12 protein-coding genes are annotated in these 12,923 nt (G+C 61.6%); 6 read left to right on the forward strand and 6 right to left on the reverse strand.

The features are described from left to right. Window positions 1-9 precede the first annotated feature (9 nt). Window positions 10-930 (forward strand): SMP-30/gluconolactonase/LRE family protein, encoded by a 921-nt coding sequence (locus tag O3W47_RS04195; RefSeq protein WP_269313068.1) that lies wholly within the window; start codon window positions 10-12, stop codon window positions 928-930. A 72-nt stretch (window positions 931-1,002) separates the two neighbouring features. Next, complete coding sequence (gene recX, locus O3W47_RS04200; RefSeq protein ID WP_269313069.1) at window positions 1,003-1,593, forward strand: recombination regulator RecX; 591 nt, start codon at window positions 1,003-1,005, stop codon at window positions 1,591-1,593. A gap of 3 nt (window positions 1,594-1,596) precedes the next feature. On the opposite strand, the gene O3W47_RS04205 is transcribed toward recX, so the two are convergent. The 6 genes from O3W47_RS04205 to O3W47_RS04230 all read right to left on the reverse strand — a co-directional run bounded on the left by O3W47_RS04205 (window position 1,597) and on the right by O3W47_RS04230 (window position 8,765). After that, window positions 1,597-1,995 (reverse strand): c-type cytochrome, encoded by a 399-nt coding sequence (locus O3W47_RS04205; RefSeq protein ID WP_262531938.1) that lies wholly within the window; start codon window positions 1,993-1,995, stop codon window positions 1,597-1,599. A 95-nt stretch (window positions 1,996-2,090) separates the two neighbouring features. Beyond that, on the reverse strand, window positions 2,091-2,618 hold the full coding sequence (locus O3W47_RS04210; protein ID WP_003522107.1) for a DUF992 domain-containing protein: 528 nt from the start codon (window positions 2,616-2,618) through the stop codon (window positions 2,091-2,093). Window positions 2,619-2,866: 248 nt separating this feature from the next. Then, window positions 2,867-3,676: an ATP-binding cassette domain-containing protein gene (locus O3W47_RS04215; protein WP_035263594.1), complete on the reverse strand. Its 810-nt coding sequence runs from the start codon at window positions 3,674-3,676 to the stop codon at window positions 2,867-2,869. Between the two features lie 34 nt (window positions 3,677-3,710). Beyond that, window positions 3,711-5,675, reverse strand: coding sequence for a Fe(3+)-hydroxamate ABC transporter permease FhuB (gene fhuB, locus O3W47_RS04220; RefSeq protein WP_269313070.1), 1,965 nt, complete (start codon window positions 5,673-5,675; stop codon window positions 3,711-3,713). Next, window positions 5,672-6,574, reverse strand: coding sequence for an iron-siderophore ABC transporter substrate-binding protein (locus O3W47_RS04225; RefSeq protein ID WP_269313071.1), 903 nt, complete (start codon window positions 6,572-6,574; stop codon window positions 5,672-5,674). The genes fhuB and O3W47_RS04225 overlap by 4 nt, the downstream gene beginning before the upstream one ends. A gap of 28 nt (window positions 6,575-6,602) precedes the next feature. Then, window positions 6,603-8,765, reverse strand: coding sequence for a TonB-dependent siderophore receptor (locus O3W47_RS04230; protein WP_269313072.1), 2,163 nt, complete (start codon window positions 8,763-8,765; stop codon window positions 6,603-6,605). A gap of 158 nt (window positions 8,766-8,923) precedes the next feature. Between O3W47_RS04230 and O3W47_RS04235 the strand changes: the two genes are divergently transcribed. From O3W47_RS04235 to O3W47_RS04250, 4 genes are all read left to right on the forward strand, one after another. Beyond that, window positions 8,924-9,835, forward strand: a complete 912-nt coding sequence (locus tag O3W47_RS04235) for a LysR family transcriptional regulator (protein ID WP_080819888.1) — start codon at window positions 8,924-8,926, stop codon at window positions 9,833-9,835. A gap of 243 nt (window positions 9,836-10,078) precedes the next feature. Then, complete coding sequence (locus O3W47_RS04240; protein ID WP_059755951.1) at window positions 10,079-10,342, forward strand: spike base protein, RCAP_Rcc01079 family; 264 nt, start codon at window positions 10,079-10,081, stop codon at window positions 10,340-10,342. A gap of 187 nt (window positions 10,343-10,529) precedes the next feature. Further along, window positions 10,530-12,197, forward strand: a complete 1,668-nt coding sequence (locus O3W47_RS04245; RefSeq protein ID WP_269313073.1) for a phosphoethanolamine transferase — start codon at window positions 10,530-10,532, stop codon at window positions 12,195-12,197. Between the two features lie 65 nt (window positions 12,198-12,262). Next, window positions 12,263-12,916 carry a response regulator transcription factor gene (locus O3W47_RS04250; RefSeq protein ID WP_080819886.1) on the forward strand — a complete coding sequence of 218 codons (654 nt, stop codon included), beginning with the start codon at window positions 12,263-12,265 and terminating at the stop codon, window positions 12,914-12,916. Window positions 12,917-12,923: the final 7 nt, after the last annotated feature.

The raw sequence follows: 12,923 nt of genomic DNA on the forward strand, positions 1-12,923 counted from the left end.
ACCACGCTCATGACCACAGACAAGACCTCCCCTTACGAAATCCACGACGACCGCTTCCGCCATCTGATCGTCGGCAATGCCGAATTGGAAGAGCTTTATTCCGGTTGCCGCTGGGCCGAAGGCCCGGTGTGGTTTGCCGATCTCAACTGCCTGCTGTTCAGCGACATTCCCAATGAGCGCATGCTGCGCTGGGTGCCGGATGGCGGGATATCGGTATTCCGCCAGCCCTCCAACTTCACCAACGGCAACACGCGCGACCGGCAGGGGCGGCTCGTTTCCTGCGAACATGGCGGCCGCCGCGTCACCCGCACCGAAGTCGACGGCTCCATCACGGTGCTTGCCGACAGCTACGGCGGCAAGCGGCTGAACTCACCCAATGACGTGGTGGTGAAATCCGATGGCAGTGTCTGGTTCACCGACCCCACCTACGGCATTCTTTCGGACTACGAGGGCTACAAGGCCGAGCCGGAACAGAAGACCCGCAATGTCTACCGGCTCGATCCCGCAACCGGAAAGATCGACATCGTGATTGACGACTTCGTGCAGCCGAACGGGCTTGCGTTTTCGCCTGATGAGACGAAACTTTACGTTGCCGACAGTTCCTATAGCCACGATGTCTCCCGCCCGCGCCATATCCGCGTCTTCGACGTGGCGGACAGCGCGAAGCTCACCAACGGCCGGGAATTCTGCAATCTCGACAATGGCCTGCCGGACGGCTTCCGCCTGGATACGGCCGGCAATCTGTGGACCAGCGCCGGCGATGGCGTTCACTGCTTTTCCCCCGAAGGTACGCTCCTCGGCAAGATCAGGGTGCCGCAGACGGTCGCGAACCTCACTTTCGGCGGCCCGAAAAAGAACCGCCTGTTCATCACCGCGACGAAATCGCTCTATTCGGTCTATGTCGCCGCAACCGGCGCGCAAACGCCTTGAGCTACTGAAAAACCGGAGGAAACGGGCCGGGAAGGAACTGGCAAGACGGCTTCACCGCGCTATAAAAGCGGAATGAACGACGATTCCAGCCCCTTCCTGACCGACGACATGGCCGTGGACGGCGACGCGCCGGCCGTTGAGCCCACCAGCCGCATGCTTTCCTGGGCCCGCAATTCCGCTCTTTACCGGCTGGAACAGCGCATGATGACGGAAAAGCAGCTGCGCGACGCCATCATGCGCAAGGCGCGGGAAAAATTCGAGGATATCAGCCCGGCGCAGGTCAGGGCGCTCGGCGAATTTGCCGTAACCTTCGCTTATGGCATCAAGGCGCTCGATGACACGGCCTATGCGGAAATCGCCGTGCGGAGCGGCCTGCGCAGCGGCAAGTCGAAACGCGGGCTCGCGCAGAAACTTCAGGTCAAAGGCGTCGCCCGGGAAACGGCTGCGGTCGCGTTGCAGGGAACAAACGATCTCGTCGCAGCCGTCATCTTCGCCCGTAAGCGCGCCTTCGGGCCGTTTCGGCGTGTCGAACTGGACGAAAAGCGCAACGCCAAGGAATTTTCCGCCTTCGCCCGCAACGGCTTCAGTTTCGAGATCGGCGCGAAGGTGATGGAGATGACCTTCGAAGAAGCGGAAGAGATTATCGCTGAAGCACCGCTCTGACCGCTATTGCGGCATGGGATGCGTTTTCAGATAGGCGATCAGATCCGCAATATCGGTTTCGCTCCACAGCCCGAAAAAGCGCATGGCATTTCCCGGTATCGCCTTTTTCGGGCTGGCGATGAATTTTTGCAGTTCCTCCTCCGACCACACCCGGCCGGCTGCGCCGGCATCCTTGAGCGCCTGAGAATAGTGGCCGTAATCGGCCACGGAAGCCATCGGCCTGCCGACGACACCCATCAGATGCGGCCCCATGCGGGTGCGTGGCGTGTCGATGCTGTGACAGGTGGAACAGCGGCTGAAGACCTTCTCCCCATGGGCCGCATCGCCCTCGGCAAAAGCGGCTGTCGCCAAAAGGAAAGAACAGGCGGTCACTGCCGCCACACTTCTGAAAATGGAAATCATGGCCCGGATAATACAACGCCCTCTCCGTCTGACAACGAAGAGGGCGTTTTTTGATATGCGACAGAATGCCCGGCCAGGGCCGGACACTTTGCCGATCAGTTCATGGCCGTGAGCGTCACGGAAGTGCCGGTGGCGGCGAGGTTGAGACCGACCTGGCCGGTCACGCTGACCGTCTGCAGCTGGATGGAGCCGGACGTGCCGCCAACGAGAACGTTGGTGCCGACGCCGAGACCGACGGTGACTTCAGCCGTTGCGCCCTGATAAAGGCCGCCGAGCGAACCGCGGTGGTAACCGGCGGTCGGGGCGAAAACGGCCCAGACCAGACGGCCCTGCGTGGTGAAACCGAGGTCGACACCCATCTTGCGGATGGCGCCGGTGTAATGGTCGGTGCGACGGGCGCCCATGGTGGACTGGAAGGTGCAATCCAGTTCCTTGGCCGAGCCGAGAACGTAACCGACGCCGCCGCCGATATCGCAGGTGAGGTAGCCGATTTTGACGCCGTTGCGATCGTCCTGCTCCTGCGGAGCCGGCTCATATCTTGCAAGGTCGGCAGCGAGGGCGGATGCGGTTCCGCCGAGGCCCATCGTCAATGCGGCAAAAGTTACGGCAACAGCCTTTTTCATCTGATTTTCTCCTGTTTTATTCCTACCCGCAGCAGCCCTTCTTGCCCTCTCCGGATATTGAATTCCGCACTGTTAACGTTTGTTCCCTGAAATCGATCCAAAACAACTTAATTGGAGGCGATGAAAGCGGAACGGTTAACAATGTCTGATGGCGGTAGGATGCCATTAAGACATTGTTAGGGCGGGAAATGCGTGCGGAATCGCCATCAACAGCCAGCGTTGCCGGCCGTTGTTTTGCTGCAACAACCTCAAAGCGGCAGGGCGACGGGAAAGCCGGTGGCGGCATGGGTCATGACATCCATGCGAACGCCATAGATGCGCTGCAGCGTCTCCGGCGTCATGATCTCCTGCGGCGTTCCCCGCGCGATAAGCTGGCCGGAATGAAGCGCGACGATCTCATCGCAGAAGCGCGCCGCCATATTGACGTCGTGCAGCACGACGATGACGCCGAGACCCTTTTCGCGCGACAATCTCTGCACCAGCGAAAGCACTTCGATCTGGTGCGCCATGTCGAGTGCGGAGATGGGTTCGTCGAGAAGCAGGCTTTCGGCGTTCTGGGCCACCAGCATGGCAAGCCACACGCGCTGGCGCTCGCCGCCGGAAAGCGTATCCACCAGCCGGTCGCGGAATGCGACGGTGTCGGTGAGTTCGATGGCTTCGTCCACCTTCTCCTGATCCGCCTTGGTGAACTGCCCAAGCGCGCCGTGCCAGGGATAACGGCCGAGCGCCACCAGTTCCTTGGCCAGCATGCCGGAGGCGGCCGGCGTATATTGCGGCAGATAGGCGAGCTTTCGCGCAAATTCACGATTGCCCCAGGCGCCGAGAGCCTTCCCTTCGAATGAGACCCTGCCCGCCGTCGGCTCCTGAATCCGCGCGAGAATCTTGAGCAGCGTGGATTTTCCCGAACCGTTATGGCCGATCAGGCCGATGGTCTTGCCCGTCGCAAAACTGGCCGTCAGCGGCTGCAGTAATGTCCTGCCCGGCACTTCCATCGTCACGCCGTCGAGAGAAAAAAGCGGAATATCGTCATAATCGACGGCAAGTGCTGCCTGACCCATGGTTCTCATCTCCGTACATCGTTCAAAAAATTCATCATCGCCTGCCTGAAAGCCAGATCAGATAGGGCGCGCCGGCAAGCGCCGCAAAAAGCCCGAGCGGCAGTTCATAAGGAAAGGTGACTGTCCGTGCGCCGAGATCGGAAAGCGCCATCAGCACCGCGCCGAACAGGAAGGAGGCGAAGAGATGGTCGCGCGGCGTGGTGAACCCGGCGCGAAGCGCAATATGCGGCGCCATCAATCCGACGAAACTCAAGGGACCGACGAGCAGCGAGGCAGCCCCGGTGGCAATGCCCGCCACCGCGATGACGGCGATGCGGGCCGGGCCGAGCGGCAGGCCGAGGGAGAGCGGCACATCGCGTCCGAGCGGCAGGATCGTCAGCCAGCGCGTGACCGATAGCGCGCCCGCCAGCAGCACGATGGAAAGAATGGCGAGAAAGATCGCCGAAGCCGGCGTCGCCGTCGAACCCGAGCCGCTGAGCCAGGCGAGGATCTGCCATGCCCGCTGGTCGCCAATGGCAAGCAGCGCCGAGAGAACGGCTGAGCAGAGCGAACTGATGGCAATGCCCGCGAGCAGGATTTTTTCCGGCGCGAGGTGCCGGCGCATGGAAAACAGCAGGACGAGGATCATGACGGCCGCAGAGCCGATGCCTGCGCCGCAAAACAGTTCGAAAAGACCGGCGGCCGGAAAAATCGTGATGGCGGCGGCAAAACCGAGGCCTGCACCGCCGCTGACGCCAATCACCTCCGGGCTTGCCATGGGATTGCCGGTAAGCCGCTGGAGAAGCGCTCCCGCCATGGCCAGAAGACCGCCTGCGGCCACGGCCGCCACCAGCCGCGGCCAGCGGAAGGGCAGCAGGCTTTGCAGATCGTCAGCCTTCAGCACCGTCCAGCCATCGGGCCCCTTGCCGATGGCAAGCACTGCAAAAACCAGCCCCGCCATGACGGCCAGTACCGGCAGCAGGGCCGTAAGCCGGCGTCTTGTCGCCAGCTCGACGCCTTCACCGCGATGCACATCGGTCGGCCGGATTTTCGGCAGCAGCCACAAAAGCAGCGGGCCGCCGATCAGGGCCGTTACCGCGCCGGTCGGAAAAACTTCGGCGGTCGTGCTTGCCAGAAGCTGCACGAGACCGTCGCAGAACCACAGCAGCAGACCGCCCAGAAGCGGGGAAACCAGGAGCACTGAAGACGAACGCCGCACACCGAGCGCCCGGGTGAGCGCAGGTGCTGCAAGGCCGATGAAGCTGACGAGGCCGACCGCCGAAGCAACGAAGGCGGCCAACATGACCGCGACGGCGGCGACCGCCAGCCTGATCGAAAACAGCGAGACGCCGAGCGATCGCGCACCGGCATCGCCGAGACCGAGGACCGTCAGCGGCTTAATCAGCAGGCCGGTCAGAACGAGCCCGGCAACAAGCTGAAACGCGAGGGACAAGGCGTTCGACCAGTCCTGCTGGCTGAGCGAGCCGCCGTTCCAGACAACCAGCGACATCAGATATTCGCCCTGTGCCAAAGTCAGCGCGGCGGAAACGGACGCGGCGGTGATGCCGACCAGCAGCCCCGACACCACCATGGTCACCGGCTCGAAGGCGCGTCGCCAGCCGAGAAGGAACACGATACCGGCCGCACCGGCCGCGCCGGCGAGCGCCACCAAGGCGCGGTTGCCATCCAGCACCGAGGGAAAGAACAGCGTGGCGATGACAATGGCCAGTTGCGCGCCGGCCGAGATGCCGAGCGTCGAAGGATCGGCAATCGGATTGCGCAGCAATTGCTGGAACAACGCGCCCGACAGGCCGAGCATCGCCCCCGCCAGAATGGCGACCGCCACGCGCGGCATCAGGCTGAAGGCAAAAATCACCTGATCCATCGACATGGTGGCGGCATCGAACGGCAGGCCGGGCCATGCACCGAAAGGCAGCCGCAGCAGCCCGGCATGCAGGGAAAGCCCGCAGGCCAGAACGAACAGCAGCCCGAAGAAAAGCTGGAGAGGCCGCGCCGTCACAGGGCTTCTCCCTTCGCCGAGAGCGCTTCGGTCAGAAGCCGCGCAAAGCGCATGCCGGCGGTGATGCCGCCATAGGGGCCGACATTGCCGAGCGTGACCACCCGGTTTTCCCGCACGGCGGGCAGCGCGCGCCATATGGCGCTGCTGCGCAGGGTTTCCCGCGCCTCGACCGGAATATCGGAGACGATGACGATGCGCGCATCGGGCGAAGCGGCGAGGTTTTCAAGCGGCACCGGGGCCGCGAAGGTGAATTGCGAACGATCCACCCAGGCATTGGCGAGCCCCAGCCGGCCGAGCACATCCCCGAACATGCTATCCGCACCGAAAGCGCGAAAATGCCGGGCGTCGCCGATATTGATCACATAGGTCGGCCGCGCCGCAAAACCGGCAAGGCGGCTCCGCATGGCTTGCAGCGCCGCTTCCGTTTCGCCCAGCACCCTGCGCGCCTCATCGGCCCTGCCGAGCTTGTCGCCAAGGGCGGAGACCGCCGCCAGCGCCTTTGCGAAAGGCGGCTCGCCCTTCACGTAAAAGGGCAGCGAGAAGACCGGGGCAATCGCTTCCAGCCTGCCGGTATAGCGGGTGTAGAAGGGCGAAATCAGAATGAGATCGGGTCGGCTCAGTTGCAGAAGCTCGAAATTCGGCGCACCGCGCAGGCCGAGATCGGCGACGGTTGCGGGGATTTCCGGCTCGACCGCATCCACCCGGAACTGGATGAGCTCGGTCGCCGCCACCGGCATGACGCCGAGCGCAACGGTGGTTTCCAGCATGGCCCAGTCGATGGCGGCAAGGCGTGGCGTGACCGCCGCGCGCGCCTTGCCAGCAAGAGCCGAAGCAGCGAGCAGGCCTAAAAATTCCCGCCGCCCCCAAAGGGGGGACATCCATCGATCCTTGCGCGTCATGCCCCTGCTGCTTCACTTTGATATGGCGTCACCAACGATAGGTCAGCTTGCCCATGACCGTTCTTCCGTCACCGTAATAGCATCCGAAAGTGGAGCAACTAGAAATATATTCTTTATCAGTCAAGTTTTGCACCAGAAGCGAGGCGCGGTAGCCGTTCTTCTCGTAATGCACACCGAGATCGAGCAGGGCGAGGCCCTTCATCTCGAAGGTATTGGCGGCATCGCCATAACGTTTTCCGACATAACGCACACCGCCGCCGATGCCGAAACCCTCAAGGGCGGTATCTTCCGGGAAAGTGTAATCCAGCCAGAGGCTTGCGGCGTGCCGGGGCGTGCTGTCCAGCTCCTTGCCGTTATTCACGCGGCCGGAGACCTCGCTGTCCATGTAGGTATAGGCCGCGCGCAGGTCGAGCCCGTCGGCAAGGCTTGCGACGCCTTCAAGCTCGAGGCCTTTCACATGCGCCTCGTCCATCTGCTGCGTCACGCCGCCCACCGTCGTCGTGACGTTTTTCTGTGTCAGATCGTAGACCGCGGCGGAAAAGAAACCGTCGAAACCCTCGGGCTGGTATTTGACGCCCGCTTCCCATTGTTCGCCGGTGGTCGGTTTCGGCGCATCGCCGACAGCCGGCTGCGGCACCGGTTCGAAGGAGGTCGCGTAGCTGACATAGGGCGCGATGCCGCCATCGAACAGATAGCTGACGCCGACGCGGCCGGTCAGCTTGTGATCGTCCTTGTCGAGCGAGCGGTAGGTGGTGCCGTTGAAGGTCGTGCCGCTGGTGCTTGCCCAATCCTGCCGCAGGCCGGCGGTAACGCGCCAGTTCTCGAAGGCCATCTCGTCCTGCGCATAAAGGCCGATCTGGGAAATATCCGTCTTCACATCGGCATAAAGCGTGCGCGAGGTGAGGCTGATCGGCCCGCCATAGACCGGATTGACGGGATTGAGCGGCGTCGCGGCCCAGAATTCGGTTTTGACGTTATTGTCGAAATAACGGTAGTCCAGCCCCACAAGCAGGGTGTGGTCGATCGGCCCCGTGGAGAACTCCGCCTGCAGGCTGTTGTCGATATTGAAGGTGTTCAGCAGCTCGTCCTGGAACGTCGCATTGCGGCGGATGAGATTGCCGATCATGCCGCCGCTGGTCGAGGACATGCCGAGCGCGCGGTAGGACCAGTCGAAATTGGAATAACGCGCATTCTGCCGGAAGGTGAAGGTCTCGTCGAAACGGTGCTCGAATTCATAGCCGATATTGGTGAATTTGCGGCTCGACGTATCGAAGGACGGATCGCCGACATAAAAGCTGCGGTCCAGCATATTGCCGGGCCTGAAATAGGTCAGCGCCGACGGCAGGCCGGAGGGCGAACTCGGATTGTCGTGCTGATAGGAGGCGAGAACCGTCAGCTTCGTATCCTCGTCCGGCTGCCAGGTGAGCGCCGGTGCGATGAAATAACGGTCGTTCTGCAAGTTGTCCGTCTGGGCATGGGCGTTGCGCGCAAGGCCGGTCAGGCGATAGGCGAAACTGTCGCTATCCGCCACCGGGCCGCCAATATCGAACATCGACTGGTAATAGTCGAAGCTGCCGATCTGCACACCGACTTCGCCGAATCGTTCGAAGGTCGGCCGCTTGCTGATGAGATTGATGAGGCCGCCGGGATTGCCCTGACCGAAAAGAACGGAAGCAGGCCCGCGAATGACTTCCACGCGCTCCAGGCCGTAAACCTCATAGGAGGGCGCACCGGCGGTACGCATCAGCCGCAGACCATTCAGGAACTGCAACTGGTTTCCCTGGAACCCGCGAATGCGCGGCGCATCGAAACGCGGATCCGCCCCAAACGGCTGCGCGACGACACCCGGAACATAATTCAGCGCCTCGCTGAGATTGCGAACGTTCTGAGCATCCATCTGGTCCTTGGTGATGACGGATACGGATTGCGGCGTCTCGATCAGGGATCGCCCCGTCTTGGTGGCGCTGGCGCTGGTTTTCGCCACATAGCCTTTCACGGGCGCCTTGGGATCCTGATTTTTGGCGCCCTCCACGGTGATGGTCTGCAGCACCGTCGTACCGGCTTCCTGCGCAAGGGCGGAAGCCGGGGCCAAAAACGCCACATAAGCGATGACGGCGCAACCGCCAGCCAGAATGGAAATGTGTTTGGTTTTTCCCTGCACCTCAAGACCCTTCATCACCCGCGCCACCATAAGGCGGCATTTTTCTGGAGAATTTAAGTCATCTTATTACGCAAGGGACGAATTGCGATCCAATAAGCGCAGCCGGTTTTTTTCAGAACTATTGATTATGAAAACTCACAGCGATAATAGCCTGGAATTATTCAAATCTGCCGCGAAAGGCCGTGACGATGGGCAGGAAACCGGCAAGCCGGGCAGAAACATTCGAATTGCGCCACCTGCGCTATTTCACCACGCTGGTGGATGAGCGCAATTTCGAGCGCGCCGCCGCCCGCCTCGGCATTGCCCAGCCGGGCTTGAGCCAGCAGATCATGGCGCTCGAGCAGATTGTCGGCATGCCGCTTCTCGACCGGACGCGCCGCTCGGTTAAGCTGACCACGCCCGGCCAGCTTCTCTACGAGGATGCCCGGAAGATCCTCGCCAATGCCGAGGCGACGCTTGCGGCGCTCAAACGCGTCGACCGCGGCGAAACCGGGCGCATCTCCATCGGTTATGTCGCCTCGGCCGCCTATTCCGGCCTGATGACCCGGTCCATTGCCAGTTTCCGCGCTTCCCATCCCGATGTGGAGCTGCAACTGATCGAGATGGAGATGCGGCTGCAACTGGCCAAGATTGCCGACGGCAATCTGGACTTCGCCTTCATTCGCCCGCCCGCGCCTGTTCCGGAAGGTGTGACGACCCATGTGGTGCTGCGCGAACCGCTGATGGCCGCACTTCCCGAAAACCATCCCCTGGCCTTTGCGCTGCAGGTCGATCTGAAAAACCTTGCCGGCGAGACCTTCATTACCCCGCGGCAGCCGCCGGATGTCGGCTTTCACTACAATACGATAGAAGCCTGCAATGAAGCCGGGTTCCAGCCGGCGATCACGCCGGAAGGCAGGGACTACACCACGATTGCCAGCATGGTGGCCATCGGCCTCGGCGTCGCGCTGGTGCCGCGCTCGCTTAATTGCCTGAGGTTGCCCGGCGTGCGCTATGTGCCGCTTGCCGCCAGTTCCACGACCTCGGACCTCGCCATCGCCCACCGGAAAACGGAAGCCTCTCCCGCCGTCAGGGCCTTCATTCTCCATATGCGCAATTGAAGCGGCAGCACCCGCCCGCCTGTCGGTCCCGTGGACGAAAAATCCGTCATCACCCGTCTGCGCCGCATCGACGGCAACAGGCGGGGGCGGCGTAACCGTATGGGATTGCGAAAAGAATGACGCTCTCGCGGGCCGGCCGAAAACAGGAACGAAATCCTGTCCGGATATTTCCTGTCCCCGCTTTTCCCCGTGCCCGCGGCGCACCCCATAATCGCGGCAGATTTCAATTTACGGGAGACAGCAATGGCTGAGACTTACGAACACCACGCCGCCGGCCTCGAATCCCCGGCATCCCACGCTTTCGATGTGGTTCCGGACGATACGAGCCCGCTTCCTTCCCCCACCCGCGCCATCTATGTGGGCAATGGCGGCCATCTCTGCCTGACCCTGCTTTCCGGGGCGACGGTGACCTTCCAGAACCTACCCGCAGGCAGCCTGCTGCCGGTCAGGGCCACACGCATATTTGCAACGCGCACCACCGCCACAGGCATCGTGGGCCTCAATTAAGGGCTCTATCGTCTCGACGATCTGAAACACCCCCGCCAAACGGCCGCCACGGAGTGTGACACTTTCATGACAAGCTTTCAGGTTGATGTCAGCAAAATGACGCATCCGCCATTGATCGGCCCATGCGGCAGCCTGGACGGCGGCGTTTTCGCCCCGTCTCCGTTGCCGCCGGCCTATTGGAAATCTGGTGGATCTGACAGTGGCTCTTTTTACCGCGAAAGCGACGGGAACAGTAACATATCGTCCGGAAATCGGCAGCGTGCCGCTCAGCCTGCTGACGGCGGCCTATCTGCTGTTTTTCACGAACCGGACATTCTGGTCGAAGGTTCACACCTATCTTTCCGCCTATCCGGTCGCCATCGTCGCGCTTTATGCCGCCATGGCCGCCTTTCTCGGCGCCCTCATCATTATTTTTTCCGCCAAATATCTCATCAAGCCGTTTTTGATCTTCCTGGTCTTCGCGGCGGCCGCCGCTTCCTGGTTCATGGATCGCTACGGCATCGTCATCGACAGCGACATGATCCGCAACGCCATGGAGACGACACAGGCGGAAGCCGGCAATCTGATCACGCCCGGCTTTCTCTGGCACATGGCGATTTACGGACTGGTGCCGTCCCTCCTCATCGCCGCCGTGCGTGTGCGCCACCGCCCGATCCTCGACAAGCTTTTGTGGAACACGATCAGCATCCTGATCTGTCTTTCCATCGCCGGCATCATCAGCTTCGCCAATTCCAAGACCTTCACCACCGCCGTGCGCCAGCACAAGGATATCGTCAAAAGCGTCAATCCGCTGTCGCCGATCATGTCGGCCATTCATTACTTCACGCTGGCGGGCAAGGAAGTCGATATTCAGGTCAGCCCGGTCGGCGGGGATGCGAAGGTCCTGCCTTCATTGGGCGGCGTCCGCAAACCCCGTATCACCGTCATCGTGGCGGGCGAGACCGCGCGGGCCGCGAATTTTTCCCTGAACGGCTATGGGCGCGATACCAATCCCGAACTCGCAAAACGCGGCGTGATCTATTTTCCGAACACGACCAGCTGCGGCACCGCGACGGCGATTTCCATTCCCTGCATGTTTTCGAAGTTCCCGCGCTCGCAATATAGCCACAAAAAGGCGCTCGCCAATGAAAACGTCATGGATGTTCTTGTCCATGCCGGGGTCAGCGCGACATGGCTCGATAACAATACCGGCAGCAAGAACGTGGCCGACCGCATCCCTTATTTCGATCTGCCCTCCACCAATGACAGCCGCTTCTGCACCGGCGGGGAATGCCGCGACGATATCTTCTTCGACAAGCTCGACTCCTGGCTCAACAACGTCACCAGGGACAGCGTCATTGTGCTGCACCAGATGGGCAGCCACGGGCCGACCTATTATCTGCGCTATACCGACGAATTCCGCAAATTCACCCCGGATTGCCGCACGGCCGAGCTTGGCAATTGCTCCGACGCGGAGATCGTCAACTCCTACGACAACACGCTTCTTTATACCGACCATTTCCTCTCCACCGTGATCGACAAACTGAAGGCCCGCTCCGACAGGCTGGCGACGGGCATGATCTACGCGTCTGACCACGGCGAGTCGCTTGGCGAGAACGGCGTCTACCTGCATGGCGCGCCCTATCTGCTGGCGCCCGACCAGCAGACCCATGTGCCGTTTCTCGTCTGGTTCGACGACGACTTTGCGAAATCCATGGGGCTCAACAAAGCCTGCCTCGCAAGAACCGCGGCGGAGGGCGGGCGCTCGCACGACAATTATTTCCACAGCATCCTTGGCATGATGAACGTCTCCACTTCGGTCTACGATCCCTCGCTCGATGTATTCGGCGGCTGCACCCAGCGCCAGAACAGCTGAAACACCGTGCTTGACGCTTATCCGGAGAAAGAGATACGCAGGACAAAGCGATAGAGGGAGCTGTCTTGCGGGTTCTGCTTGTTGAAGACGATCATGTGCTGGGCGAAGCGCTGCGGGACCATGTCGCGGCGGCGGGTCATGCTGTCGACTGGTTCAAGACGCTGGGCGACGCCGTGGCGGCGACGCTGACGATGGGTTACGGCCTCATCCTGCTCGACATGCGCCTGCCGGATGGCGAGGGCATCACCCTTCTGCAAAGCCTGCGCCAGCGCGATGACGCAACGCCGGTGATCATTCTGACCGCCCATGACCAGGTCTCCGACCGGATCGCCGGGCTGAACGCCGGTGCGGACGATTATCTGGTCAAGCCTTTCGATCTCAACGAGCTTTCGGCCCGCATGCTGGCGGTCTCGCGCCGTTACGAAGGGCGTTCCGCTCCCGTCATCCGCCTGCCCGGCATCGAGATCAACCAGGTGGCGCGCAATATCACGGTCGATGGAACGGCGCAGACGCTGAGCGCCCGGGAATGGGCCGTGCTGGAAAAACTCGTCGAACATCCCGGCGCGGTCGTCTCGAAAGCGCAATTGCACGACACGCTTTACGAATTCGGCGCGGAAATAGAAAGCAACACGGTCGAGGTCTATATCAGCCGGCTGCGCAAGAAAATCGGCCATGACCGCGTCGAAACCGTGCGCGGCGTCGGCTACACCATCCGATAGTCAGAAT

Origin of the sequence: Agrobacterium sp. LMR679 (genome assembly GCF_027157905.1) — a bacterium.
GTDB classification, from domain to species: Bacteria; Pseudomonadota; Alphaproteobacteria; order Rhizobiales; family Rhizobiaceae; genus Agrobacterium; species Agrobacterium leguminum.

Coding starts and splice junctions, on each gene's coding strand:
- O3W47_RS04215 (WP_035263594.1), bottom strand. CDS start 3,676: ATGGGTCAGGCAGCACTTGCCGTCGATTATGACGATATTCCGCTTTTT.
- O3W47_RS04205 (WP_262531938.1), bottom strand. CDS start 1,995: ATGATTTCCATTTTCAGAAGTGTGGCGGCAGTGACCGCCTGTTCTTTC.
- recX (WP_269313069.1), top strand. CDS start 1,003: ATGAACGACGATTCCAGCCCCTTCCTGACCGACGACATGGCCGTGGAC.
- O3W47_RS04240 (WP_059755951.1), top strand. CDS start 10,079: ATGGCTGAGACTTACGAACACCACGCCGCCGGCCTCGAATCCCCGGCA.
- O3W47_RS04195 (WP_269313068.1), top strand. CDS start 10: ATGACCACAGACAAGACCTCCCCTTACGAAATCCACGACGACCGCTTC.
- O3W47_RS04225 (WP_269313071.1), bottom strand. CDS start 6,574: ATGACGCGCAAGGATCGATGGATGTCCCCCCTTTGGGGGCGGCGGGAA.
- O3W47_RS04230 (WP_269313072.1), bottom strand. CDS start 8,765: ATGGTGGCGCGGGTGATGAAGGGTCTTGAGGTGCAGGGAAAAACCAAA.
- O3W47_RS04235 (WP_080819888.1), top strand. CDS start 8,924: ATGGGCAGGAAACCGGCAAGCCGGGCAGAAACATTCGAATTGCGCCAC.
- O3W47_RS04210 (WP_003522107.1), bottom strand. CDS start 2,618: ATGAAAAAGGCTGTTGCCGTAACTTTTGCCGCATTGACGATGGGCCTC.